Genomic DNA, 22,958 nt, shown 5'->3' with positions numbered 1-22,958 from the left:
TCGAAACACTTCGGGAGTTCGGCACGGGTCGGGGCGGCTGTCGTTATGCGGCGGCCTGGCGAGGGAGTTCCTCGGCCGACCGCGGGGACCGCTGGTAGGGGTGGGTGCCGTTGCGCCACTGCTCGTCGGCCTCGGCGCGCTGGCGGATGATGAGCGCCTCGATGGCGTCGATCGAGCCGAGCCGGTGCCCTGGGTAGAAGGCGGCCTCCGCCGCCTCGCGCGGGGTCAGAGCGTCACGCTCGGCGCGGGCCTGGGCAAGGACCAGGCCGGCGGCTCGTATTGCCTGGCGGCGGACCTCGTCCTGCTCGGGCGTCATGCGGCCCGCCCGTCGGGAATCGGGTTGGTGTGCCTCTTCGCTCGGTGGCGACGGGGACGCGGGGTGCGGCGACGGACGATCAGGTCTTCGATGCGCAGCCCGTACGCGGCCGCGAGTTCGACGACAGTGCCGAGATCCGGCCCATTTTCGTCGCGAACGACGCGACTGAGGGAGGCACGGTCGAGGCCTGCGTGCTTGCTGATGGCATAGAGGTTCATCTCGCCGCTGTCGTGGACGTGGTCGGCCTTCGCGGCTGCGGCGTGGAGCTTCTCGGTGTTGAGGCTGAACGTGGGGGGCATGGTCACCTCCTTGCGTTGGCGCAGAACAGCGTGGTTGTGGCCACACAATGCGTGTGCTCGCACATCAACCATAGAACGAAGCGTGTGCGGGCACAAGCACTGACCTGAATCGCTCGCCCGCCCTGGCGTTCCAGTGCCCGGTAGGGAACTCTTGGAGTGCCCAGGTCAACGCCAGTCGCGCCCTTGGAGTGCAATGTTGTGCGCGCACACCTAAAGCCCCGCCAGTCCCGACCCGATAACATCACCGAGCACGCGCACACGAACCCCGCAAAGGAGCAGCTCATGGACGACCGCGACGTCCCGTTCCACGACTGGCTCCGCGCACTCGCCATCCAGGCCGGCTACGACCTCAACGGCCGCGGCGGCCTGACCGACTTCTCCCGGGCCGCCGGCACCGACAGGGGTCAGACAAGCAGAGCCATCCGTGGCGAAGTACGGCCCAGCATCGACAACCAGCGCGCCTGGGCGCGCGTGCTCGGCGTACCACTCACCGAGATGCTCGTCCGCTCCGGAACCCTCAACTCCGACGACCTGCCCGAGTCTGGCTCCACCCCGCCGCCCCGGGTGCGGGAGATCGACCTCTTCGCAGTCGCGGCAAAGTTCGGGATCCCACCTGAGCGCGCCCACCTCTTCGTCAAAAGCGTCGAAGCCGTCGCAAACACGTTCGCGGACGACGACAAACCGCTACAGTAGATCTGATCGCAAACGGGTGGGCACCCAGTCTGCGATGAGGTGGTATGTCATGCCGTCAGCTCTCGCGAAGTGGCGCTCCGCGCTTTCCTTCGCAACGGCAGTCGGGCTGGCCGCAACCCTGTTCGGCGCTGTCGTGCGCGACCGAACGGTCGAACTTGCGAGCCTTGCGGTCCTTACCGTAGCGGTGGCGTCCCTGCTTGCTGCTTCACGAAGCTGCATGAGCCCCACAGAGGTGCTCGCGCTCCGCGAGAGGACCCAAGCCGAGGCCTTCGCCATGGCCATCGAACTGTGGCGCGACGGGCAACTCGACACGGCGCCCGCGAACGCTGGCGGATCCGAGCTCTCCCCCGATGGCCAGCAGTAGCGGTCGGTCCCCCGCTGCACTCCCGACCTTCAAGCAGCCTGAGCCCAGACGCCGTTCGCCACCACCCCGGGAAGACTCGTGACCAGCCTCGACGACCCGATCCCTGCCATCGGCTACATCCGCGTCAGCATGGCCCGAGAGGAGATGATCTCTCCCGAGCTCCAACGAACATCCATCGAGACTTGGGCTCGACGTAACAACCGCCGCATCGTGGAATGGGTCGAGGACCTCGACGCGACCGGCCGCAACTTCAAACGCAAGATCATCAGAGCGATCTCGTACATCGAGACCGGCGCGGCCAAGGAGATCGCCGTCTGGAAGTACAGCCGCTTCGGCCGAAACCGGCACGGCAACATCAACAACCTCGAACGAGTCGAACGCGCCGGCGGCCAGCTCGAATCCGCAACGGAACAGGTGGACGCCCGTACGGCATTCGGTCGCTTCCAACGCGGCATCCTGTTCGAAGTCGCAGTCTTCGAATCCGAACGGGCCGGAGAACAGTGGAAGGAGACCCACGACTGGCGCCGGAAGAATGGGCTACCGTCGGGCGGCGGTGAGCGCTTCGGATACATCTGGCATCGCAGAAGGCTGTACGAACCAGACGGCACCATCCGTCTTCAAGCCGAGCGCTACGAACCCGACCCCAAAGTAGCGCCCGCGGTCAGGGAGATCTTCGAGATCTACGCAGAGGGTCGAGCCGGCTTCGACTCGCTCGCTCGCTACCTCAATGCGCTCGGGCTCAAGACAACCCGCGGATACCGCTGGCATGGAGAGTCGCTCCGTCACTACATGGACTCAGGCTTCGCCGCCGGATACCTGCGCGTGCACTCACCGAACTGCCACTGTGACCCCTACCTGTCGGGGTGCCCCAACCACATGCTCATCAAGGTGGCAACGAAGGCCGGAGAAGAACCAGTTCTACCGGCGATCATCAGTGAGGAACTGTGGGCCGCATACGTCGCGCGCCGGAACGAGGTCAGGTCTCTCCCTCCCAGAGCGCGCCGGGCCACCGGACCGTTCACGGGCGTGACCAAGTGTGCCCTCTGTCTCGGATCGGCGATTCCGGCCTCCGTGAAGCCTTACCTCTACCTCCAGTGCAACAACCGGCGAAAGCTTGGCTCAGTCCACTGCCAGGGCGTGAGAGCCCGCTTCGAAAGCGTGGAGGAGCAGCTCCTGACGTGGCTGCGACGCATCGCATCCGAGATCGAGCGTGAAGGCAGCGAGCCGCCGACGAGGAAGGCCGCGGGCCTCCACATGACGGCGTCCGAGGCCCGGAAGAACCAAGCACAGGAGTTGAACGACCAGAAAGCGCGTCTTGAGCGTGCCGTGGCCAAGCACATGCGCGCGTACGCCCTGCTGGAAGCAGATGACGACGACGGCGCCCTGGAGCGGGAGTTCCGGGAGACGCTGGCGACGCTGCGACAGGAGAAGCAACAGGTCGAGAGCCAGATCGCAAAGATGGCGCCGGCCCTCGCCGCCGAGGAACGGCTGGCTGAGGCTCGGGCTGCAGCCGCGCCGGTGGTCGCGGGCCTGTTGGACGAGTGGCACTCGTTGTCCCCTGAGATGGTGAATGCGCTGCTCCGCAAGCTCGTGCGGCGCATCGAGATCAACCGGGACAAGTCCATTACACCGGTGCCGACTTGGGAGCAGGATCCGCGCGCGTGAGTCCAGGGGCAGTTTTGTGCCTTGCAGATACTTCCGACAGGACACGCGGGCACCAAGTACGGCATCCCGTTCCCGGTGTTCGCCCGCGCCTCCTTCGGGCTGCGCGGCGCCAACCTGCCCGCCCTCATCCGGGCCGCCGTCGCGTGCGCCTGGTTCGGCATCCAGACCTGGATCGGCGGCGAGGGCATCTTCCTGCTCGCGGGCAAACTCCTCGGCGAATCCTGGCGCACCGCGGGCGAGTTCGGCGGCTACCCGTGGACGCAGTGGCTCTCCTTCCTGATCTTCTGGCTGATCGAGATGGCCATCATCGCCCGGGGCATGGAAACGCTGCGGCGCTTCGAGAACTGGGCCGCGCCCTTCGTCATCGTGGGCGCCCTCGCGCTCCTCGTCTGGATGGCCCTCAAGGCCGGCGGACTCGGGCCACTGCTCGACCAGCCGTCCCAACTCGGCTGGGGCGGCGGCTTCTGGAAGGTCTTCTTCCCGGCGCTGATGGGCATGATCGGCTTCTGGTCGACGCTCTCGCTCAACATCCCCGACTTCACCCGCTTCGGCGGCAGCCAGCGCGCCCAGATCCGTGGCCAGGCCCTCGGCCTCCCAACGACGATGACGCTCTTCGCGCTGCTCTCCGTCCTCGTCACCTCGGGCTCGCAGGCCGTCTACGGCAAGCCGGTGTGGGACCCGATCGAACTCGCCGCGAAGATGGAGAGCCCGGTCGGCCTCCTCTTCGCGCTGCTCACCGTCCTGGTCGCGACGCTGTCGGTGAACATCGCCGCCAACGTCGTCTCGCCCGCCTACGACCTCTCCAACCTGCTGCCCAGGTTCATCGGGTTCCGGACCGGGGCGCTCGTGACGGGCGTCGTCGGGATCGCGATCTTCCCGTGGAAGCTGATCTCCGACCCGCACGTGTACATCTACACCTGGCTCGGAGTGGTCGGCGGCCTGCTCGGCACGGTCGCCGGGGTGCTCATCGCCGACTACTGGGTGCTGCGCCGTACCCGGCTCCGGCTCGCGGAGCTGTACCGGCCGGGCGGGGCGTACTGGTACGCGGGCGGGTGGAACTGGCGGGCCGTGGCCGCGCTCGTGGTCGGCGGCGTGCTGGCGGTCGGCGGGTCGCACGGCGGGCCGTTCCCGGCGGACGGGCTGGTGCCGGCGCTCCGGCCGCTCGCCGATTACGGGTGGGCGGTCGGGTTCGCGGCGTCGTTCGTGCTGTACGCGGGGCTGGGGTGGCGGGGGAGGGGGCGGCTGATGGCGGACGACTGACAGATGACAGATAACAGATTTCAAACTCTGTTATCTGTCATCTGTTTGTTGTCACCTGTCACCTGTCACCTGCCGCCCGTTGCTTGTCGCCCGTCGCTTGTCGCGCGCACCGCTCCCCGTCAGTCGGCAGCCCGCTCGACCGCCGCGAGGACCTTCGCCGTGCCGTCCTCGGCGGCGAGCGTGGCGGCCACCCCCGCGGCCCGGTCGCGGTACCGGGGATCGTCGAGGGTCCGGCGGATGGCGGTCGCGAGGCGGGCGGCGGTGAGGTCGCGGAGGGGGACCGGGCCGGGCGAGACCCCGAGCCGAGCCAGGCGCGCCGACCAGAACGGCGCGTCCAGCTGGGCCGGCACCGGGACGGCCGGTGTGCCGCAGCGCAGGGCCGCGGCCGTGGTCCCGGCGCCCGCGTGGTGGATCACCGCGGCCACGCGCGGGAACAGCCACTCGTGCGGGGTGTCGCCGATCGTGAGCACGTCGTCCGTGTCCGCCGCGGTGAGCTCGCTCCACCCCGACTGCAGGACGGCGCGCACCCGGGCGGCACGGACCGCCGCGAGGACGGTGGCGGTGAGCCGCTCCGGATCGGGGACGACCAGGCTGCCGAATCCGACGAACACCGGAGGCGGACCCGCCGCGAGGAAGTCCAGCAGACGCTTCGGCGGCTGCCATCGCCGGTCCGGGCACGGCCACCAGTACCCGGCGACGTCCAGGCGCGGGTGCCAGTCGGTCGGCCGAGGAATGACGGTGGGCGAAAACCCGTGCAGGACCGCGTGGTTGTGCCGCGCGCGGGCGATGCTGAGGCGCGGCAGGCCGAGGCGGCGGCGCAGCGCGCGGACGGCGGGGGCGAAGAGCTGGTCCGTCGCGGTCTGGACGGCGTGGCCGGCGAGCAGGTTGCCGGGCCCGCCGAGCGACCGGGTTCCCGTCACGGCCGGTGCGAACTCCCGGGTGGGAGCGATCGGTTGGAGGTAGAGCCCGATGCTGGGAATGCCGGCGGCCTCGGCGGCGGCCTGGCCGAGCGCGCTGGTGGTGCTGGTGGTGAGCAGGAGGTCGGTGCCGAGTGCGGTGGCGTCGGCGATGCCGTCCCCGAGTGCCGGCATGAACTGACGTCCCAGGCGCAGAAGTCGGAGTACCACGCGCGGTCCCGAACCGGCTTTCAGCAGGCGCCGCCCTTCGTCCGAGGCGAGTGCGGCCCGCGGGTCGACGGGCAGCGGGCGGAATTCGAGTCCGGCGGCGCGCACCTGGTCGGCGAACGTGGTGTGGGTGGCGACGGCGACCTGGTGCCCGGCCGCTCGCAGGCGGGTGCCGAGCCCGGTGAAGGGGGCGACGTCGCCCCGCGATCCGGCGGTGGCGATCAGGATGCGCATGGCCGCAGTATCCCGGCGCCGCCGCCGTGCCGGGAGGAGGCCACGCCCGTGCGTCCACCCTGTGGCCGCTCGTGTACGGGGCCCGGTCGGCGACCGTCCCGCCAGTGCGTGCCGGAACCGGCGGGCCGCCCTCGGGCGTCCGTACCGGCAGAGCGGTCGGACGGGGCCGTCCGCTGGAGAACGGGAGGGCACATGAGCATCGTTGCCTGGATCGTGCTGGGCCTGATCGCGGGAGGCCTCGCCAAGCTGCTGCTGCCGGGGAGGGACCCGGGCGGCCTGATCGTGACGACCCTGATCGGCATCGCCGGGTCCTTCGTCGGCGGCTGGATCTCCGCGCGCTTCCTGCACCGGCCGGTGGCGACGCACTTCTTCGACCTGGCGACCTGGGCGTCGGCGATCGGCGGCGCGCTCGTACTGCTGATCATCTACCGGCTGCTGTTCGGCAACTCCCGGCGCTGACCTGGCCCGGTGGACGGCGCCCGGCGGCCGACGGCCGGTGGACGGCGGCCGGGCGCCGCGCCGGTCAGACGGTCGCCGGCAACTCGGTGACCCAGTGCGGCAGGTCCTCACGGGCGGCCAGCCAGGCGGCGGGGACGCCGGCGAGGCCGGTCCGGGCGGCGACCACCCCGGCGGCGATGGCGCAGGTGGTGTCCTTGTCGCCCAAGCCTTCGAGGGTGTGCCAGATGGCGTCGGGCAGCGAGTCCAGGTGCCCGGCGGCGGACCAGAGCGCGAACGGCACGGTGTCCGGCGCGGACAGCCGGAAGCCCGAGCCGAGCACGTTCGCGGCGTGCCGGACACTGGCGTGCTCGGGCAGCCGGGCGGCGATCCGCAGGCCGGACCGCACGTCGCCGTCCGGCAGCCGCCCGGCCACCTCGGCCAGCAACTCGGCTCGGGAGGGCGGGTTCTGACCCCGGCTGCGGACAGCGAGCGCCGCGGCGAGTGCGACGGCGACCGAGCCGGCGACGGCCTCCGGGTGGAAGTGCGTGGTGAGCGCCTGGAGTTCGGCCTGCCGGGCCACCTCGTCCAAGTCGTCCGCGAACCACGCGCCGAGCGGTGCGACCCGCATGGCGGTGCCGTTCCCGTGGGAACCCTGTCCGTCGAACTGGGCGGCGGTGACGATCCGCCAGTCCTCGCCGTGATCTATCGCGCGCAGCACCCGGTGCGTCGACGGGCCGTACTTGCGCCCGTACTCGCGGGCGTACTCCGCGGCGAAGTCCCGGGCCAGCACGTCCTGTTGGATCTCGCCGTGGGTCGCCAGGTGGCGGACGAGGACGAGTGCCATCGCGGTGTCGTCCGTCCAGTGCCACGGCGCGGGCCGGGTGAGGCGCGCCGCGAGCGCGGCCGGGGCCTCGTCGAGTGGCACCGAAAACCAGCGGTCGCCGAAGGCGTCGCCGAGGGCGAGCCCGTGCAGGCTGTCGAGAACGGGACCGGTGGTGCCCGCGCGCATGTCATCCTCCGAGTGAGATCAACCGTGCGCGGAAGTCTGCACGAACACCGCGCGGACCGGCGACCGGTTTACGCCCCGGCGCCGGCCCGCCCGGGCCCGGACGTGCGCCGTCACCTGGCGCGAAGGCCGTTGAGGATGAGCGTCCAGAGGGCCTCGAAGCGCTCGTTCGCCTTCGGGTCGGACCACTCGCCCGCGTACGCGGGGTCGTGGAAGTGCGCCGTGGCCTCGAAGACGGCGCGCGCCGTCGTGAGGATGTGGGCGAGCTTGAAGTCCTTCTTCTCCATGCCGTCCTGGACGATCTGCGCGATCTGGCGGACCATCGTGTCGATGTGCGCCTCGACCGTGCCGCTGTTCTCCTCGACCAGCACCATGTAGGTCGCGAACAGCTGCGGGTCGTCGAGCGCCTTCTTCCGCTTGGCCGCGAACAGCGTCACCAGCCAGCGGTGCAGCCGCTCCTCGGCCGGGCCGCCCTCGATCGAGATGTTCGCGAGCACGAAGTGCGCCTGGTCGAGCCAGCGCTGGGTGACCGCCTCGCGCAGCGCGGCCTTGCTCGGGAAGTGGCGGTAGACGCTGCTGTGGCTGACGCCGAGGATCCGGGCGACGTCCACGACGGTGGCCTTGGCCGGGCCGAACCGCCGCAGGACGTCCTCCGCAGCGGTCAGGATCTGCTCGGCGGTGAGGGTGGTGTCCGTCGTCACGGGAGGTACGTCCTTACGGGAGGGCCGCCCGCCGTGGGGCGGACGGCGGCGGTACGGGCGGGGGTGTCTGGCGTGCGGTGTGCCGGCCGGGACGTGCTCCGGCCGGTCAGCGCTCGCTGTCGAGGCGGGCCATCTGGTCGGCGGCGTACCGCTCGCCCGCGGCCGAACCGGCGGGGACGACCGCCTCGATGGCCGCGAGGTCGGCGGCGGTGAGCTCGACGTCGAGCGCGCCGAGCGCCTCCGCCAGGCGGTCCCGGCGGCGGGCGCCCACCAGCGGGACGACGTCCTCCCCGCGCGAGGCGACCCAGGCAATGGCGACCTGCGCGACGCTCGCGCCCTTCGCCGTCGCCACGTCGCGCAGCGCCTCGACGAGGGCGAGGTTGTGGGTGAGGTTGTCGCCCTGGAAGCGCGGGCTGTGGCTGCGGAAGTCGGTGCCCGCCAGCGGGCGTTCGGTGTTCCAGTGGCCGCTGAGCAGGCCGCGCGAGAGCACGCCGTAGGCGGTGACGCCGATGCCGAGCTCGCGGGCGGTGGGGAGGACGGCTGCCTCCGCGGACCGGGAGAGCAGCGAGTACTCGATCTGCAGGTCGCTGATCGGGTGCACGGCGGCGGCCCGGCGCAGGGTGTCGGCGCCGACCTCCGACAGGCCGATGTGGCGTACGTAGCCGGCCTTGACGAGGTCCGCGATCGCGCCGACCGTCTCCTCGATCGGGACGGTCGGGTCCAGGCGGGCCGGGCGGTAGACGTCGACGTAGTCGGTGCGCAGGCGGCGCAGGGTGTAGGCGAGCGCCGTCTTGGTGGCGGCGGGACTGGTGTCGTAGCCGACCCACTGGCCGGACGGGTCGCGCTGGGCGCCGAACTTGACGCTGATCTGCACGTCCGAGCGGTCGCGGCCGCGCAGGGCGTCGTGGATCAGCAGCTCGTTGTGGCCCATGCCGTAGAAGTCGCCGGTGTCGAGGAGTGTGATCCCCGCGTCGAGGGCGGCGTGGATCGTGGCGATGCTTTCGGACTCGTCGGCGGGGCCGTAGAGGTCGGACATGCCCATGCAGCCGAGGCCGAGGGCGGAGGTGAGGGGGCCGGCGGCGCCGAGGGCGCGCTGCGCGGGCTTCGGGGTGCGGTCGGAAGCAGACATGAGGGCTCCAAGGGTCGGTACGGCGCCGGGAGGCGATGGACGAAGTGACCCGGGTGCCACTATGGCACGACAGCGAACAGATTTCAAAATCTGTTTGCTGTCATCTGTTATCTGAAATCTGTCATCTGTTACTCGTCGCTCGCAGCCCCGCCATCCGTGCCCTCAGCGTCCGCGAGCCGGTAGCGCAGCGCGCCGGTCGGGCAGCGCCGCACGACCTCGGCGACGGCCGTGGCGGGCGCCGCGTCCGGGGAGATCCACGGCCGCCGACCGGTGTCGAACACCGCCGGCAGCCCGCGCACGCACTCGGCGGCGTGCCGGCAGATCCCCGCGTCGAACGTCACCGTGATCCCCGCGGCCTCGTACGCCTTCGCGCCGCGCGCGGCGGTGCCGTCGCCGCCCATCAGTCGCTCACCCGGCTTCGGTTCTCGTACGCGAGGTCCGTGTACTCGGGGTGGCGGATCATCCAGGCCTTGATGAACGGGCAGGTCGCCAGCACCGGCAGGTTCCGGGCGCGGGCGTCGTCCAGCGCGGCGCGGGCCAGCGCGCCCCCGAGGCCCTGCCCCTCGAAGTCCGGTTCGACCACCGTGTGCGGGTACACCACCAGGTTGTCGCTGCGCAGGTACTCGGCGAAGCCCGCCATGCGGTCGTCCACCCAGGCCTCGAAGCGGTTCCGCTCCTCGGCATCACGTACGGACAAGGTCATCGCGGGCTCCTCGCTGCCGGAATCGCGGGGCCGGGCGTGGCCCCGGTCCATCATCGAGCGGCCGGAGCCGCGTCGCCCGTCGGTTCGCCGGATACCGCGGCCGTGTCCTCGCCGGCCAGGGGGCGGAGTCCGGTGCACGGTGCCGCGTCCCAGGCCGCCCGACCACCCGGGGCGCGCAGCAGGTAGGCCCGAGTCGGGGGCAGGTTGCGCCACACCGTCCGCTCGCCCAGTCCGTACGCCGCCTCGAATCGTCGCAGCAGGCGGACCACCGCCCGGTGCCGGGCGCCGCGCCGTGGTCCGGAGGTGAGGGTCCGGGCGGCCGTCGTCCCCAGGTAGCCGAAGTACGTCAGCTCGCCGCCGGGGACGAGCAGCCGCACGTACAGGTCCAGGAGCCTTCGGACCTGCGCCGGTTCGAAGTTGGTGAACGGCAGCCCCGACACGATCGCGTCGTAGCGGCCGCCCGCCGGGCCCGCCGCATCGTCCAGCTCCTCGACCCGGCAAGCGGAGAGCCGCAGTTCGAGCCCCGCCGGACGCGCGGCCAACACCCGGTCCTCGCGCAACCGGTCCGCGAAGCGCGGGTTCGCCTCGACGACGTGCAACCGGTCGCCGGGGCACAGCACTTGGACCAGCCGCCGGGTCACCGCACCCGTTCCGGCGCCGACCTCCAGTACCGAGATCGGCCGGTTCGGACGGCTGGTCGCCGGAACGACCAGCGCGTTCACCAGCTCCGCGCTGCTCGGCGCCAGCGCACCGGTGTCGTGGAAGGTGCGCAGTGCCTCGGCGAAGAACAGGAGATGGTCGCGGGTCGCCGACTGTGGTGAACTGCCGTGCGGAGATGATGAGTCGGACCATTCGTTCGTCATGCCGTCGACGCTAGGAGCGCCCGAAGTCCCCGGAATCGGCCGACGGACCGCGCCGACCCCTGACGAAAGTCGAGGGTCCCGGTGACCGCAAGGAGGGGGCCGCGCCGCGTCGGCCGCCCGTAGCATCGAGCCGGACGGATGGAGGGATCGTCGGGAGAGGACGGGGGTGGGCCGATGCGCACGGGCCCGCTCGGCTGGTACGGACCCGGCCGCCGCCCATGGGTCGACACGCTGCTCCTGCTCGCCGTCCTCGCGCTCGCCGTCGAGGAAGCGCTCGTCCACTGGTCCCGCACGGACGACCCGTTGCGTGTGCCGGAGGCCGTCGCAGCGACCCTCGCCTCGCTTTCCCTGCTCCTCGCCCGCCGGTATCCGGTGGCCTCCGCCGTGCTGCCGGTCCTCACCGGCGGTCTGCTCAACCGAGCCCTGCCCGGATTGTTCAGCGTCTACCACCTCGCCTATCTCGGCCGCGTAGGTCCCGCCGTCGTCGGCGGCACCGCCATCGCCGTGCTCAACGCCACCCGGGCCGACACACTGGTCGGCTGGGCCGGCGCCACCGGATCCCAACTCCTGCTCCAGGCCGCGACACTGTCCGTCGGCCTCTGGCAGCACGGTCGCCGCGTCCTGATCCGCACCCTGCGCGAACAGGTCGAAACACTGAGCCGCGAACGGGAGTTGCGCGCCGAGCAGGCCAGATCCGCCGAACGGGCCCGCATCGCACGGGAGATGCACGACGTCCTCGCCCACCGCCTGAGCCTCCTCGTGCTGCACGCCGGAGTCCTGCGCGACCAGGCCAGGGCCGGTACCGTCGCCGAAGACCCCGACCGCCTCACCCACCGGCTCGAACTCCTGCGCACCACCGCGGCCCACTCCCTCGACGACCTGCGCGACGTCCTCGGGGCGCTGCGCGCCGACCCGCCGCCCAGGCAGCAGTCTCGCGAACCGAGGCCGCAGGACGGTGAACCGGGGCCGCGGGACGGTGAACCGGGGCCGCGGGCGCAGGAGTCCGCGCGGGTGGCGGCGCCCGCCCTGCGCGATCTCACCGAGCTGGTCGGCGAGGCCGTCGAGGCCGGGCAGGAGGTCGAACTCGCCCTCGCCGGCGATCCCGACACCGTCCCGACCACCCACCGCCTGGCCGTGCACCGGCTGGTCCAGGAGGCGCTGACGAACGCCCGCAAGCACGCGCACGCCGCACCCGTCACCGTCCGGGTCGGCTACGGAGCTCCGGCCACCACCGTCGAGGTTCGTAATGGTCCAGGATCGGCGACGCCCAACGGCTGTGCGAGTGACGGAGGTTACGGCCTGGTGGGGCTCGCCGAACGTGTCGCCGCGCTCGGCGGACACCTCGACGCCGGGCCGGACGGCAGTGGCGGCTACCGCCTCTCCGCACGCCTCCCGGAACGTCTCTCGGCACGCCTCCCGGCAGCGGAGCGCCCGTCGCAGGCGCTCCCGGAGGTCACTGCCGGGGATGGGGCGGTGTCGGCTGGAGCGGACGGTCCGCGGCGGCGGCCAGGCCGACCGGATCCGGACGGTCGGGTTTCGGCCGAGTCGGACGCGGAAGGGCCGGATTCCGCTGGGCCGGTTTCGGCCAGGCCGTCGACAGACAGACCGGATCCGGACATAGTGCCCGGCCCGCCCATCCTCCTGCCCCCCGCTCCGCCCCCGCTGCCCGAGGACGTCCCATGATCCGCACAATGGTGGTCGACGACGACGCACTGGTCCGGCTCGGCCTCGTCGACCTGCTCGCCCAGGACCCGGGGCTCGTCGTCGTCGCCGAGGCCGCCGACGGCCTCCAGGCCGTCGAACTGGCGGCCGCCCGACGGATCGACGTCGTGCTGATGGACATCCGGATGCCCCGCCTCGACGGCATCGCCGCCACCCGCCGCCTGCGCGAGCTGCCCGAGGCCCCGCGCGTCATCGCGCTCACCACCTTCGACCTGGACGAATACGTCTACCGGGCGCTCGCCGCGGGTGCCGACGGCTTCCTGCTCAAGGACACCCCGCCGGCCGAGATCGCGCGGGCCGTGCACGTCGTCGCCGGCGGACAGGGCATGCTCCACCCGTCCGCCGCCCGCCGCCTCATCGACCGCTACCACCGCACGGGCGCGCCCCGGTCCGTCGCGGCCCGCAACAGGGTCGCCGGGCTCACCCCGCGTGAGACCGACGTGCTGCGCGAACTCGCCGACGGACTCTCCAACGCCGAGGTCGCGGGCGTCCTCGGGATGCGGGAGAGCACCGTCAAGGCACACGTCAGCCGGATCCTCACCGCCCTCGGCGTCGGCAACCGCGTCCAGGCCGCGCTGATCGCACGCGACGCAGGGCTGGTGGCGGACGGCGCCTGAGCCCGGCGCGTCCCGGCACCGCCTCCGGCTCCCGGCCCGGCGGGTGACCCCGATGCCCCTGGTCGCGCCCCGGATTCGTACCGCGCGCTGAGCCCGTGTCACCCATCCGGCGTGGAAATGCGGCGCCTTGGCGGTTTGCGCTGCCGAAGCGCGGCGGCGGGTCCATGGTGGAGGTGGACGCGATCCGGCGACCGCGTCCGCGCGCCGAACCGGGCCCGCACGCCGAGCGTCCGCCGCCGTTCCCCGACGGGTGCCCGAGGCTGGGTCCGGCCCGGCACGCTGGGAGCAGGGCCACCTCGCAGGAAGCCGAACGGTTCTTCTAGGCTCACATCTCGGCTTCCCCGCGGTGCGCTCACCGCGCCCACCGCTACGAAGCCGCCGTCCACGGGGCACCGGGCGAACCGGAGCCACCGGATCGAGCGAGGAGGACGCAATGCCAAGCACGCCGACCAGCCGTTCCACCGCAGTTGGGCCGGACGGGCCGTCCGGACGGACCGCCCACCAATCCGGCCGCCCGGCCCGGCCCGCCCGGGTCCGGCACGCCGGATGGACCGGCCGGCCGGTGCAGCCGCTGAATACCGGCGGCGGCCGAGGAGGCGAGCGTTGAGTCCCCAGATCGTCGGGTCGCCGCGTGCGACCGCGGCCGCCACGACTGCACCTGCCGCACCCGCACCCGCCACGGCCGCACCCGCCACGGCCGCACCCGCCGCGACCGCACCCGCCGCGACCGCGCCGAAGTCCACGCCCAGGACGACGTCCACCGCAGCCTCCGCGCCGGTGCCCAAGGCCGCCTCCTCCGTGAACGCCACTGTGACCGCCACCGGGAGGGCGACCGTGCCTGGCGCCACCGAGGGCGAGACCCGGTCCGAGGCCCGGTCCGAAATCCGGTCCGAGGCCCGCGCTGCGGCCCGCGCCGAGACCCGTGCTGCCGACGCCCATGTCGTCGAGGCCCGGCCCGGCGCCGTCGCCCAACCCGCCTCCACCGCCGCGCTCCCCGGGCTCCCGCAGGCCCTCAGCACCCGCGCCCGGACCCTCGCCGGCGGCGTCCGACGCCGCTGCGCCGACCTGGCGCGGATCGAGTCCCCGAGCGGTGACGCTCCCCGACTCGACGCCCTCGCCGAGGAGTTGGCCGCCGGCTTCCGTGCCACCGGAGCCACCGCCCGTCGCGAACCCGGTCCGGCCGGCGACCACCTCGTCCTGGAGTGGGCGGGGCAGGACGAGACCCTGCCCCACCTGCTCATCGTCGGCCACCACGACACCGTCTGGCCCGTCGGCACCCTCGCCGACTGGCCCGTCGCCGAACAGGACGGCACGCTCACCGGTCCCGGCGTCGTCGACATGAAGGGCGGCCTCGCCGTCCTGGAAGGCGCGTTCGCGCTCCTCGCCGACCTCGGGCAGCGGCCGCACCGCAGCGTTCGGGTGGTCGTGGTGTCCGATGAAGAGATCGGCAGCCCGGACGGGCGGCGCCTCGTGGAGCGCCAACTGCGGGGCGCCGCAGCCGTTCTGGGCCTCGAACCGCCGCATCCGGACGGCCGGCTCAAGACCGCCCGGCGCGGCAGCAGCCGGGTGCGGCTCACCGTCACCGGCCGGGAGGCCCACGCGGGCAACGACTCCCGCGACGGGGTGTCGGCCGTCGACGAGCTCGTCGACCAGCTCGTCGTGGTCCGCGGACTGGCCGGTCAGCCCGGAACGGAGCTCAACGCCGGTCGGATCAGCGGCGGTTCGCGTGCGAACGTCGTCGCGGGGCGGGCCGAGGCCGAGCTCGGTCTGCGGTTCTCCACCGCCGAGGCGCAGCGCCGGACGCTCGACAACCTGGCCCGGCTGACCGCCCTGCGACCGGGGGCGCGGGTGCGCACCGAGGTGCTGTCGAGCCGTCCGGCGTGGCCGGAGCGCTCGGGCAATCCGCTGCTGAGGCACGTCCGTTCGCTCGCGGCGGTGCTGGGGCAGCAGCTCGACGGCGGTCCGGCGGGCGGCGCGGGGGATACCAACCTGCCCGGCTCGCGAGGACTGCCGACGCTGGACGGCTTCGGCGCGGTCGGCGCCGGGGCGCACGCTCGGCACGAGTACATCCGGATCGATCAGCTCGCTCCCCGGATCGCCCTGCTCGCCGCGCTCCTCGCGGTGCCGCTGCCGAGGCTGCGGGACCGCGCGGAGGGCTGACGGGCGGGCGGCCGACGACTGGCGACGAACAGATGACGGCGAACAGATAACAGATGACAGCGAACAGATTTTGAAATCTGTTCGCTGTCATCTGTCTGTCCGCCCGCACCCCCGCACCTCCCGGCGCCCCTGCGCCCCCGCATCCCCCGCATCCCCCGTCACCCGCGCCATCCCCGCGACCCTCATCCCTTGCCAGGGCCCTGCCTCGCCGCGCAGAATGGTACCGACCGAACGGTCAGTCGGTTGATGCGCGGCGAAGGCACGTGAGAGGGGACCGTGGTGACAGCAGAGGTGGCCGAGCCGGTCCCCGCACAGACGCAGGAGGAGCGGTTCGAGGCGGTGATCGCCGCCGAACAGCGGATCGAGCCCCGGGACTGGATGCCCGACGCCTACCGGGCGACCCTGATCCGCCAGATCGCCCAGCACGCGCACTCCGAGATCATCGGCATGCAGCCCGAGGGCAACTGGCTCACCCGCGCCCCGTCGCTGCGCCGCAAGGCGATCCTCCTGGCGAAGGCCCAGGACGAGGCCGGCCACGGCCTCTACCTCTACGCCGCCGCCGAGACGCTCGGCGTCGACCGCGCCGAGCTGACCGAGAAGCTGATCTCCGGCCGCCAGAAGTACTCCTCGATCTTCAACTACCCGACCCTCACCTTCGCCGACGTCGGCGTGATCGGCTGGCTGGTCGACGGCGCCGCGATCTGCAACCAGGTGCCGCTGTGCCGCTGCAGCTACGGCCCGTACGCCCGCGCGATGGTCCGGGTCTGCAAGGAGGAGTCCTTCCACCAGCGCCAGGGCTACGAGCTGCTCATGACCCTCATGCGCGGCACCGACGCCCAGCGCCGGATGGTCCAGGACGCGGTCGACCGCTGGTGGTGGCCGTCGCTGATGATGTTCGGCCCCTCGGACGCCGACTCCCCGAACACGGCCCGGTCGATGGCGTGGCGGATCAAGCGCCACACCAACGACGAGCTGCGCCGGCGCTTCGTGGACATGACCGTCCCGCAGGCCGAGCACCTCGGCGTGACCCTCCCCGACCCCGAGCTGCGCCGGAACGAGGAGCGCGGCGGCTGGGACTTCGGCGAGCCCGACTGGGCCGAGCTGACCCGCGTCATCAAGGGCCAGGGCCCGTGCAACGCCCAGCGCGTCGAGCGCCGCCGGGCCGCCCACGAGGACGGCGCCTGGGTCCGCGAGGCGGCCGTCGCCTACGCGGAGAAGCGCGCCGCCGAGCACCGGGGCACCGAGCAGCGGGGCGCCGAGCACCGGACCGCCGAGCACGGGACCGCCGAGCAGCCCAGCAGCACCGAACAGGAGAACGGAAAGTGACCGAGTCCAACGTCGACGGCGTCGCCAAGGCCGGCTGGCCGCTGTACGAGGTGTTCGTGCGCCCCCGGCGCGGCCTGAACCACGTCCACGTCGGTTCGCTGCACGCCTCCGACGACCGGATGGCCCTGCTCGCCGCCCGCGACCTCTACACCCGCCGCAACGAGGGCGTGAGCCTGTGGGTGGTCCGCTCGGACGCGATCACGGCCTCCACCCCGGACGAGCGGGACCCGTTCTTCGAGCCCAGCGGCGACAAGGTCTACCGCCACCCGACCTTCTACGACATCCCCGAGGATGTCCCGCACATCTGACGGGGGAACCACCGTGCACGACCACACCGCACCCGCCGGCACTGCCGCCGCACCGGACGACGACCACGTCTACCTCAGCCTCTCCGAGGCCGCCCCCGGCCCCGAGGGCGAGGGCCGCTGGGCGTACGGGACGGGCTTCGCCGACCCGCTGCTCGGCGTGGACAGCGCCCTGCCCGAGGGCGTGGACGGCGCCGACCTCGCCGCCTACTGCCTGATGCTCGGCGACGACGCCCTGATCCTCGCCCAGCGGCTGATCGAGTGGTGCACCCGCGCGCCCGAGCTGGAGGAGGAGGTCGCGCTCGCCAACCTCGGCCTCGACCTGCTCGGCCAGGCCCGCCTGCTTCTCACCAGGGCCGGCCAGGCGGACGGCACCGGGCGCACCGAGGACGACTTCGCGTACTGGCGCGAGGAGCACGAGTTCCGCAACGTCCGCCTCGTCGAGACGCCGAACGGCGACTTCGCGCACTCGGTCGCCCGCCTGCTCGTGTTCGCGACCGCCCGCGGCGCGCTGTACGAGGCGCTGAGCGCCCACCCGGACCCGGTGCTCGCGGCCGTCGCCGCCCGCGGCGTCAAGGAGCTGGCGTACCACCGCGAGTACGCGACCGCCTGGACGCTGCGGCTCGGCGACGGCACGCCGTACTCGTCGGCGCGCATGCAGGCCGGGCTGGACGCGGTGTGGCCGCTGCTGGAGGAGCTGTTCACGGCGCACCCGGTGGAGCTGCGCGTGGGCGTCGACCCGGCGGTGCTGCGCGAACCGGTGCTGCGCTCGCTCGCCGCGGTCCTCGCCGAGGCGGGGCTGACGGTGCCGGACGTGCTGCCGCTGGCCACCGTCCTGGGCCGCGCGGGCCGGGACGGCGTGCACACGGAGGTACTGGGCCCGCTGCTCGCGGAACTGCAGGTGCTGGCCCGCGCCCACCCGGGGGCGACGTGGTGACGGGCGCGGGCGTGTCGGCGGAGCCCACCGTGCGGGACCTGGCCCGCGCGATCGCCGCGGCCGTCCCGGACCCGGAGCTGCCCATGCTCACCCTGGCCGACCTGGGGGTGCTGGCCGACGTCGAGGCGGACGGCGCCACGGGCGCGGTGACCGCCTGGCTGACCCCGACGTACTCGGGCTGCCCGGCCGTCGCGGAGATGGCCGCCGACGTCGACCGCCGCCTGCGCGCGGCCGGCTACCGGGACGTTCGGGTGCGGCTGCGGCTGGACCCGCCGTGGTCCACCGACATGATCACCGCCGAGGGCCGCCGCAAGCTCGCCGAGGCGGGCATCGCCCCGCCGCGCCCGGGCGCGGGGGCCGCTGGTGCGGCGCCGGTCGCGCTCACCCTGGGCCCCACCCGGACGGCCGCCTCCGCCGCCCCCGTGCCGTGCCCGCAGTGCGGCAGCGCCGACACGGAGGAGCTGTCCCGGTTCGGTTCCACCGCCTGCAAGGCCCTCTGGCGCTGCCGCGCCTGCCGCGAGCCGTTCGAACGCGTCAAGGAGATCTGAATGCCCGCCGCCAGCACGGAGACCAGCGCCGAGACCGGCACGGAGACCAGCGCCGAGACCAGCGCTGAGACCAGCGCCGGGATCGGCGTCGCGGCTCCCGCGGCCGCCCGCCGCCCCGTCTTCCACCACCTGCGGATCTCCGGGATCGAACGGCTCTGCGAGGACGCCGTCGCGGTGACCTTCGCCGTGCCGGACGCGCTCGCCGCCGCGTACGAGTTCCGGCCCGGGCAGACGCTGACGCTGCGCCAGGAGGTGAACGGCTGCGACGAGCGCCGCTCGTACTCGATCTGCGCCCCCGCCGGCGGCCCGCTGCGGATCGCCGTCCGCGAGGTGCCGGGCGGTCTGTTCTCCCGTCGGCTGGTGCGCGAGGCCCGGGTCGGCGACGAGCTGGAGGTGCTCACGCCCACCGGCCTGTTCAGCCCCGAACTCGGCGTCCCCGCCGACCACGTGCTGCTCGCGGCCGGCTCCGGCATCACCCCGATGCTGTCGATCGCCGCGTCCGTCCTGGCCGCCGACCGCGCCTCCACCGTCACCCTCCTCTACGGCAACCGGCGCAGCGACACCGTCATGTTCGCCGACGAGCTGGCCGACCTGAAGGACCGCTACCTCGGCCGCTTCCAGCTGGTCCACGTGCTGTCCCGGGAGACCAGGGACGCCGAACTGCTCAGCGGCCGTCTGGACCCCGAGCGGGTGCGCGCGCTGCTCGGCGCCCTCGTGGACGTCGGGCGGGTCGGGCACTGGTGGCTGTGCGGCCCGTTCGGCATGGTCGCCGGGGCGAAGGACCTGCTCGCCGAACTGGGCGTGCCGGGCGAGCGCGTCCACCAGGAACTGTTCCACGCCGAGGACGAGCCGGTCACGGAGCGGGCCGACGACCCCGACGCGGCGGACGCCGGGGCGGACGGCGCGCACAGCGAGGTCACCGTCGTCCTCGACGGGCGCGGCAGCACGCTCTCCCTCCCGCGCGACCGCTCGATCCTCGACGGGGCCCAGCGCTCCCGCCCCGACCTGCCGTTCGCCTGCAAGGGCGGCGTCTGCGGCACCTGCCGCGCGCTCGTCACCGACGGCGAGGTGGAGATGCGCCGCAACTTCGCGCTGGAGGAGAAGGAACTGGCCGCGGGCTACGTCCTCACCTGCCAGGCCCGCCCGCTGACGGACCGGGTGACGGTCGACTACGACCGCTGAGCTGACCCGGGACCTGCCGCCGGACCGCCGTCAGCTGGATCCGGACCGCGCCCGGACCGCGCCCGGACCGCGCCCGGACCGTGTCGGACCCCGACCACGTCAGACCCCGACCGGGTCGGGGCGCCTCGCCGGCTCACCCGCCGGCTCACCCGCCGGCTCACCCGCCGGGTCGCCGAGCAGGCGGACCAGGTCGTTGACGGCGGCGCGCCCGGCCCGGTTGGCGCCGACCGTGCTCGCCGACGGTCCGTAGCCGACGAGGTGGACGCGCGGATCGGCGGTGGCCCGGGTCCCGGTGAGGGCGATGCCGCCGCCGGGGGAGCGCAGCCCGAGCGGGGCGAGGTGCCCGACCTCGGGGCGGAAGCCGGTCGCCCACACGATCGCGTCCACCGCCGACTCCTCGTCCCCCCAGGCGACTCCGTGCTCGGTGAGCCGGTCGAACATCGGCCGGCGGTGCAGCGCGCCCAGCTCCTCGGCACGCCGGTACGCGACCGACGGGCCGAGCCCGGTCACGCTCACCACGCTGCGCACGGGCAGTCCCAGGCGGACCCGCTCCTCGACCTTCGCGACCACTGCCCGCCCGTACTCGGGGGTGAACGGCCCCTCGTGGAAGACCGGCGGGGTCCGCGTGACCCACACCGTCTCGCCGACCGCCGCGACCTCCGACAGCACCTGGATCGCGGACGCCCCGCCGCCCACCACCAGCACGCGCTTCCCGGCGAACTCCGCCGGCCCGCGGTACTCGACGTAGTGCAGCTGCCGCCCGGCGAAGTGGCCCGGGTAGTGCGGCAGGAACGGGCGGGTCCAGGTGCCGGTGGCGTTGATCAATGCCCGGGTGGACCAGGTGCCGTGGTCGGTCTCGACCAGCAGGCGCGAGTCCGGCCGGTCCGACTCGGCGCGCACCGCGTGGACGGTCACGGGGCGCACGACGGGGAGCGCGTGCCGCGCCTCGTACGCCGCGAAGTACCCCGGCACGACCTCGCGGGCGGCGGAGGCCGGGTCGGGGGCGGGCAGTTCGGCGTCGGGCAGGTCGTGGAAACCGTGCACGGTGGCCATCCGCAGGGAGGGCGAGCGGTGCGCCCACGCGCCGCCCGGACCGCTCCCCGCGTCGAGCACGACGAAGCCGCCGTCGGCGTCCGCCCGGTAGGGGGCGAAGCCTCGGCGGCGCAGGTGGTAGGCGGCGGACAGGCCCGCCTGCCCGGCACCCGCCACCAGGACGTCCACCCGCCGCTGCCCCGCGTCGTCGGTTGCACCGTAAACAGTCACGCCGATGAAACATCGGGGGTGGGGCGGGTGTTCCCCACCGCCCCCGGAGCCCCCAGGAGCCCCCCGGGGGCCCGGATCAGCCGGACCGGCCGCCTCAGGTCGTCGGGGAGATCACGGCCGCCGTGCCGTACGCGCAGACCTCGGTGCCGACGTCCGCCGCCTCCGTCACGTCGAAGCGCATCATCAGGACCGCGTTGCCCCCGCGCGCCTTGGTCTGCTCGACCAGCCGCTCCATCGCCTCGTTGCGGCTCTCCACCAGGGTCTTCGTCAGACCCTTCAGCTCGCCGCCGATCAGCGACTTCAGCCCGGCACCGATCTGGCTGCCGATGTGCCGGCTGCGCACGGTCAGCCCGAACACCTCGCCGATCACGTGGTCGACGCGGAAGCCGGGGATGTCGTTGGTGGTCACGACCAGGACGTCGGCGTTCGGGCCCTGCCCGCCGCCGTACTCGTTGATGTCAGCCATGGGCCCCATCCTGCCGCCGTCGCGCGTCCGAGTGACAGAGGCGTGGCCGGGGCGTGGCGGACAAGGTGTCCGGAAGCTGGTTCAGACCGGTGATCGGGCGGCCGAAAAGCCGTACCGTAGCCCCATGGGCGAGCGAAGCGATCATCCACAGGGGCCGGGCGCGGCGGAGGACTCCGGTGCGCAGGAGATCGAGGCGACGGTGGTGCTGGGCCTGCGGATCACCAACTGGCCGGCGCTGCGCGCCGCGGCGATCGCGGCCGTGGAGGAACTGGACTTCGACGGCATCGATCCGGCGGGCCAGCGCCGTGACCTGCTGCGCGAGGTGGCCGAGGACGCCAACGCGGCGCTCGGCGCGCTGCTGCACCCGGACCGGCTGGTGGCCGCGATCCCGGGCGTCGAGGCGATCGGCGGGACGCTGGAGATCAGCGTCACCGAGGACTTCGCGCCGGATTTCGCCGAGCTGTTCCCGCTGGAGGGCGACGACGAGGACGGCGGCGGCGCGGGCGGGGACTGGACGCTCACCCCGCGCACCGCGTGCCTCCTGCACGCCCAGCTGCTCGGGCTGGCCGACGCCGCGTACGACGACCTCGACGAGCACGGGGACGACCCGGTCGCCGACGGCGAGGACGCCGACTGGACGGTCTTCGCCCGGCTGCCCCAGCGCACCTGGCGCCTCCACCGGGGCTGGCGCCGCGGGATGGCCCGTGCGTTCGACGACCTGGCCGACGACCTCGCGCTCGGCGAGTGGCCGCTGCCGCGCTGCCTGGCCGAGGAGATCGCGCTGCGGATGGCCCTCCTCGACGCCCGCGCGCTGCTCGGTGCGCAGCCCGAGTCGGTGGCCGACATGATGGGCGACCTGCCCGCCGACCTGTACGACTACGACTGGGACGGCTGCCACGACGAGCTGTTCGGCGTGTACGGGCCGGACGACGGCGACCCGGAGCTCGCCACCGAGCAGCGCACCGAGCTGCTGCTGGCGGCGACGCACCCGGAGGGCTGGTTCCTGGCCTACGAGGACGCGGAGGAGCGGGACGGCCAGCGCGGCTACCGGCGCTGACCCGCCGTCCGGCGCGTTCCGGGGGCGGCGGCTAGGCTGCGGACATGTCCGATGTATCTGATATGCGCGACGTGCCCGCAGGCCCGGACGGGCTCCCGGCGGCCGGGGACGACCAGTTCCTCTCCCGGATCGCGCTCGGACTGGACGGCGTGCAGGCGGCGCAGCGCGGCCGTACGGCCGAGGCGCGGGCAAGCTTCGAGGCGCTGTGGGAGGCGCTCGGCGAGCGCGGCGACGTCTTCCACCGCTGCGTGCTCGCCCACTACCTGGCCGACCTCCAGGACGACCCGCGGGCCGAACTGGAGTGGGACCGCCGGGCGCTGGCCGCCGCCGACTCGCTGACCGCCGAGCGGGCCCAGACGTACGAGTCCGCGCTCCAGGTGCGGGCGTTCTACCCGTCGCTGCACCTCAACCTGGCCTCCGACCACCTCAAGCTGGGCGAGGCCGACCTCGCGCGCGAGCAACTGGAGCGTGCCGTCCGCAGCCTGGACGCCCTGCCGGAGGACGCCTACAGCGCGGGCATCCGTGCGGCGGTGGACGAGCTGCGGCAGCGGCTGCGGTAGCCGCCGGCGGGTGTGGCCAG

General features: G+C 73.2%; 26 protein-coding genes. 15 read left to right on the top strand and 11 right to left on the bottom strand.

Features of this window, described 5'->3' with window-relative positions; all coding sequences use genetic code 11:
• Positions 1 to 43 precede the first annotated feature (43 nt).
• Both ACFXDE_RS01585 and ACFXDE_RS01580 read right to left on the bottom strand, forming a co-directional pair.
• A complete protein-coding gene (locus ACFXDE_RS01585; RefSeq protein WP_380489690.1) occupies positions 44 to 316 on the bottom strand; it encodes a hypothetical protein in 273 nt (90 codons plus the stop codon).
• Complete coding sequence (locus ACFXDE_RS01580; protein WP_380489688.1) at positions 313 to 615, bottom strand: helix-turn-helix domain-containing protein; 303 nt, start codon at positions 613 to 615, stop codon at positions 313 to 315. The genes ACFXDE_RS01585 and ACFXDE_RS01580 overlap by 4 nt, the downstream gene beginning before the upstream one ends.
• A gap of 282 nt (positions 616 to 897) precedes the next feature.
• On the opposite strand from ACFXDE_RS01580, the gene ACFXDE_RS01575 reads away from it, so the two are divergent.
• The 4 genes from ACFXDE_RS01575 (at position 898) to ACFXDE_RS01560 (ending at position 4,597) form a co-directional block, all read left to right on the top strand.
• Positions 898 to 1,308: a helix-turn-helix domain-containing protein gene (locus ACFXDE_RS01575; protein ID WP_380489686.1), complete on the top strand. Its 411-nt coding sequence runs from the start codon at positions 898 to 900 to the stop codon at positions 1,306 to 1,308.
• 49 nt (positions 1,309 to 1,357) lie between these two features.
• Positions 1,358 to 1,672: a hypothetical protein gene (locus ACFXDE_RS01570; RefSeq protein WP_380489684.1), complete on the top strand. Its 315-nt coding sequence runs from the start codon at positions 1,358 to 1,360 to the stop codon at positions 1,670 to 1,672.
• Positions 1,673 to 1,750: 78 nt separating this feature from the next.
• Positions 1,751 to 3,337 (top strand): recombinase family protein, encoded by a 1,587-nt coding sequence (locus ACFXDE_RS01565; RefSeq protein ID WP_380489682.1) that lies wholly within the window; start codon positions 1,751 to 1,753, stop codon positions 3,335 to 3,337.
• Positions 3,338 to 3,358: 21 nt separating this feature from the next.
• A complete protein-coding gene (locus ACFXDE_RS01560) occupies positions 3,359 to 4,597 on the top strand; it encodes an NCS1 family nucleobase:cation symporter-1 (protein ID WP_380489680.1) in 1,239 nt (412 codons plus the stop codon).
• Positions 4,598 to 4,716: 119 nt separating this feature from the next.
• Here ACFXDE_RS01560 and ACFXDE_RS01555 read toward each other — a convergent pair whose 3' ends face one another.
• Positions 4,717 to 5,955 (bottom strand): glycosyltransferase, encoded by a 1,239-nt coding sequence (locus tag ACFXDE_RS01555; protein WP_380489678.1) that lies wholly within the window; start codon positions 5,953 to 5,955, stop codon positions 4,717 to 4,719.
• Between the two features lie 192 nt (positions 5,956 to 6,147).
• Here ACFXDE_RS01555 and ACFXDE_RS01550 point away from each other — a divergent pair, with 192 nt between their 5' ends.
• Positions 6,148 to 6,414, top strand: coding sequence for a GlsB/YeaQ/YmgE family stress response membrane protein (locus ACFXDE_RS01550; protein WP_380437327.1), 267 nt, complete (start codon positions 6,148 to 6,150; stop codon positions 6,412 to 6,414).
• Positions 6,415 to 6,478: 64 nt separating this feature from the next.
• Here the strand turns inward: ACFXDE_RS01550 and ACFXDE_RS01545 are convergent, their stop codons facing one another.
• From ACFXDE_RS01545 to ACFXDE_RS01520, 6 genes are all read right to left on the bottom strand, one after another.
• Positions 6,479 to 7,402 (bottom strand): ADP-ribosylglycohydrolase family protein, encoded by a 924-nt coding sequence (locus ACFXDE_RS01545; protein WP_380489675.1) that lies wholly within the window; start codon positions 7,400 to 7,402, stop codon positions 6,479 to 6,481.
• Positions 7,403 to 7,512: 110 nt separating this feature from the next.
• Entirely contained in the window at positions 7,513 to 8,100 is a 588-nt protein-coding gene (locus tag ACFXDE_RS01540) for a TetR family transcriptional regulator (protein WP_380437323.1), read from the bottom strand.
• Positions 8,101 to 8,206: 106 nt separating this feature from the next.
• Positions 8,207 to 9,229 (bottom strand): aldo/keto reductase, encoded by a 1,023-nt coding sequence (locus tag ACFXDE_RS01535; protein ID WP_380489673.1) that lies wholly within the window; start codon positions 9,227 to 9,229, stop codon positions 8,207 to 8,209.
• Positions 9,230 to 9,357: 128 nt separating this feature from the next.
• Complete coding sequence (locus tag ACFXDE_RS01530; protein ID WP_380489671.1) at positions 9,358 to 9,630, bottom strand: (4Fe-4S)-binding protein; 273 nt, start codon at positions 9,628 to 9,630, stop codon at positions 9,358 to 9,360.
• On the bottom strand, positions 9,630 to 9,932 hold the full coding sequence (locus ACFXDE_RS01525) for a GNAT family N-acetyltransferase (RefSeq protein ID WP_380489669.1): 303 nt from the start codon (positions 9,930 to 9,932) through the stop codon (positions 9,630 to 9,632). Before ACFXDE_RS01525 ends, ACFXDE_RS01530 begins: the two co-directional genes overlap by 1 nt.
• Before the next feature lie 50 nt (positions 9,933 to 9,982).
• The gene (locus ACFXDE_RS01520; RefSeq protein ID WP_380489667.1) at positions 9,983 to 10,795 is read right to left on the bottom strand and encodes a class I SAM-dependent methyltransferase; all 813 of its coding nucleotides are present in this window, start codon (positions 10,793 to 10,795) and stop codon (positions 9,983 to 9,985) included.
• Positions 10,796 to 10,969: 174 nt separating this feature from the next.
• On the opposite strand from ACFXDE_RS01520, the gene ACFXDE_RS01515 reads away from it, so the two are divergent.
• From ACFXDE_RS01515 to paaE, 8 genes are all read left to right on the top strand, one after another.
• Entirely contained in the window at positions 10,970 to 12,478 is a 1,509-nt protein-coding gene (locus ACFXDE_RS01515; protein WP_380489665.1) for a sensor histidine kinase, read from the top strand.
• A complete protein-coding gene (locus ACFXDE_RS01510) occupies positions 12,475 to 13,134 on the top strand; it encodes a response regulator (protein WP_380489663.1) in 660 nt (219 codons plus the stop codon). Before ACFXDE_RS01515 ends, ACFXDE_RS01510 begins: the two co-directional genes overlap by 4 nt.
• 603 nt (positions 13,135 to 13,737) lie before the next feature.
• Positions 13,738 to 15,294, top strand: coding sequence for a M20/M25/M40 family metallo-hydrolase (locus ACFXDE_RS01505; protein WP_380489661.1), 1,557 nt, complete (start codon positions 13,738 to 13,740; stop codon positions 15,292 to 15,294).
• 279 nt (positions 15,295 to 15,573) lie between these two features.
• The gene (gene paaA / locus ACFXDE_RS01500) at positions 15,574 to 16,620 is read left to right on the top strand and encodes a 1,2-phenylacetyl-CoA epoxidase subunit PaaA (protein ID WP_380489659.1); all 1,047 of its coding nucleotides are present in this window, start codon (positions 15,574 to 15,576) and stop codon (positions 16,618 to 16,620) included.
• A complete protein-coding gene (paaB, locus tag ACFXDE_RS01495) occupies positions 16,617 to 16,928 on the top strand; it encodes a 1,2-phenylacetyl-CoA epoxidase subunit PaaB (RefSeq protein ID WP_380489657.1) in 312 nt (103 codons plus the stop codon). Before paaA ends, paaB begins: the two co-directional genes overlap by 4 nt.
• A gap of 13 nt (positions 16,929 to 16,941) precedes the next feature.
• Positions 16,942 to 17,862 carry a 1,2-phenylacetyl-CoA epoxidase subunit PaaC gene (paaC, locus tag ACFXDE_RS01490; RefSeq protein WP_380489655.1) on the top strand — a complete coding sequence of 307 codons (921 nt, stop codon included), beginning with the start codon at positions 16,942 to 16,944 and terminating at the stop codon, positions 17,860 to 17,862.
• Between the two features lie 29 nt (positions 17,863 to 17,891).
• Positions 17,892 to 18,410: a 1,2-phenylacetyl-CoA epoxidase subunit PaaD gene (gene paaD / locus ACFXDE_RS01485; RefSeq protein ID WP_380489652.1), complete on the top strand. Its 519-nt coding sequence runs from the start codon at positions 17,892 to 17,894 to the stop codon at positions 18,408 to 18,410.
• Positions 18,411 to 19,592, top strand: a complete 1,182-nt coding sequence (gene paaE / locus ACFXDE_RS01480; RefSeq protein ID WP_380489650.1) for a 1,2-phenylacetyl-CoA epoxidase subunit PaaE — start codon at positions 18,411 to 18,413, stop codon at positions 19,590 to 19,592.
• Positions 19,593 to 19,691: 99 nt separating this feature from the next.
• Here the strand turns inward: paaE and ACFXDE_RS01475 are convergent, their stop codons facing one another.
• Positions 19,692 to 20,855 carry an NAD(P)-binding domain-containing protein gene (locus tag ACFXDE_RS01475; protein WP_380489648.1) on the bottom strand — a complete coding sequence of 388 codons (1,164 nt, stop codon included), beginning with the start codon at positions 20,853 to 20,855 and terminating at the stop codon, positions 19,692 to 19,694.
• Positions 20,856 to 20,949: 94 nt separating this feature from the next.
• Complete coding sequence (locus ACFXDE_RS01470; protein WP_359957476.1) at positions 20,950 to 21,321, bottom strand: YbjQ family protein; 372 nt, start codon at positions 21,319 to 21,321, stop codon at positions 20,950 to 20,952.
• A gap of 124 nt (positions 21,322 to 21,445) precedes the next feature.
• Here ACFXDE_RS01470 and ACFXDE_RS01465 point away from each other — a divergent pair, with 124 nt between their 5' ends.
• Both ACFXDE_RS01465 and ACFXDE_RS01460 read left to right on the top strand, forming a co-directional pair.
• Positions 21,446 to 22,378: a hypothetical protein gene (locus tag ACFXDE_RS01465; RefSeq protein ID WP_380437296.1), complete on the top strand. Its 933-nt coding sequence runs from the start codon at positions 21,446 to 21,448 to the stop codon at positions 22,376 to 22,378.
• Between the two features lie 44 nt (positions 22,379 to 22,422).
• Positions 22,423 to 22,938: a hypothetical protein gene (locus ACFXDE_RS01460; RefSeq protein ID WP_380437294.1), complete on the top strand. Its 516-nt coding sequence runs from the start codon at positions 22,423 to 22,425 to the stop codon at positions 22,936 to 22,938.
• Positions 22,939 to 22,958: the final 20 nt, after the last annotated feature.

Source organism: Kitasatospora sp. NPDC059408, assembly GCF_042751525.1.
Classification (GTDB): domain Bacteria; phylum Actinomycetota; class Actinomycetes; order Streptomycetales; family Streptomycetaceae; genus Kitasatospora.
The sequence above is the reverse complement of the archived record's forward strand: the minus strand, read 5'-3'. Positions and strand labels throughout refer to the sequence as shown.

Coding starts and splice junctions, on each gene's coding strand:
- ACFXDE_RS01545 (WP_380489675.1), bottom strand. CDS start 7,402: ATGCGCGCGGGCACCACCGGTCCCGTTCTCGACAGCCTGCACGGGCTC.
- ACFXDE_RS01550 (WP_380437327.1), top strand. CDS start 6,148: ATGAGCATCGTTGCCTGGATCGTGCTGGGCCTGATCGCGGGAGGCCTC.
- ACFXDE_RS01515 (WP_380489665.1), top strand. CDS start 10,970: ATGCGCACGGGCCCGCTCGGCTGGTACGGACCCGGCCGCCGCCCATGG.
- ACFXDE_RS01470 (WP_359957476.1), bottom strand. CDS start 21,321: ATGGCTGACATCAACGAGTACGGCGGCGGGCAGGGCCCGAACGCCGAC.
- ACFXDE_RS01535 (WP_380489673.1), bottom strand. CDS start 9,229: ATGTCTGCTTCCGACCGCACCCCGAAGCCCGCGCAGCGCGCCCTCGGC.
- ACFXDE_RS01520 (WP_380489667.1), bottom strand. CDS start 10,795: ATGACGAACGAATGGTCCGACTCATCATCTCCGCACGGCAGTTCACCA.
- ACFXDE_RS01580 (WP_380489688.1), bottom strand. CDS start 615: ATGCCCCCCACGTTCAGCCTCAACACCGAGAAGCTCCACGCCGCAGCC.
- ACFXDE_RS01530 (WP_380489671.1), bottom strand. CDS start 9,630: ATGGGCGGCGACGGCACCGCCGCGCGCGGCGCGAAGGCGTACGAGGCC.
- ACFXDE_RS01465 (WP_380437296.1), top strand. CDS start 21,446: ATGGGCGAGCGAAGCGATCATCCACAGGGGCCGGGCGCGGCGGAGGAC.
- ACFXDE_RS01555 (WP_380489678.1), bottom strand. CDS start 5,955: ATGCGCATCCTGATCGCCACCGCCGGATCGCGGGGCGACGTCGCCCCC.
- ACFXDE_RS01460 (WP_380437294.1), top strand. CDS start 22,423: ATGTCCGATGTATCTGATATGCGCGACGTGCCCGCAGGCCCGGACGGG.
- ACFXDE_RS01570 (WP_380489684.1), top strand. CDS start 1,358: ATGCCGTCAGCTCTCGCGAAGTGGCGCTCCGCGCTTTCCTTCGCAACG.
- ACFXDE_RS01525 (WP_380489669.1), bottom strand. CDS start 9,932: ATGACCTTGTCCGTACGTGATGCCGAGGAGCGGAACCGCTTCGAGGCC.
- ACFXDE_RS01510 (WP_380489663.1), top strand. CDS start 12,475: ATGATCCGCACAATGGTGGTCGACGACGACGCACTGGTCCGGCTCGGC.
- ACFXDE_RS01575 (WP_380489686.1), top strand. CDS start 898: ATGGACGACCGCGACGTCCCGTTCCACGACTGGCTCCGCGCACTCGCC.
- ACFXDE_RS01585 (WP_380489690.1), bottom strand. CDS start 316: ATGACGCCCGAGCAGGACGAGGTCCGCCGCCAGGCAATACGAGCCGCC.
- paaE (WP_380489650.1), top strand. CDS start 18,411: ATGCCCGCCGCCAGCACGGAGACCAGCGCCGAGACCGGCACGGAGACC.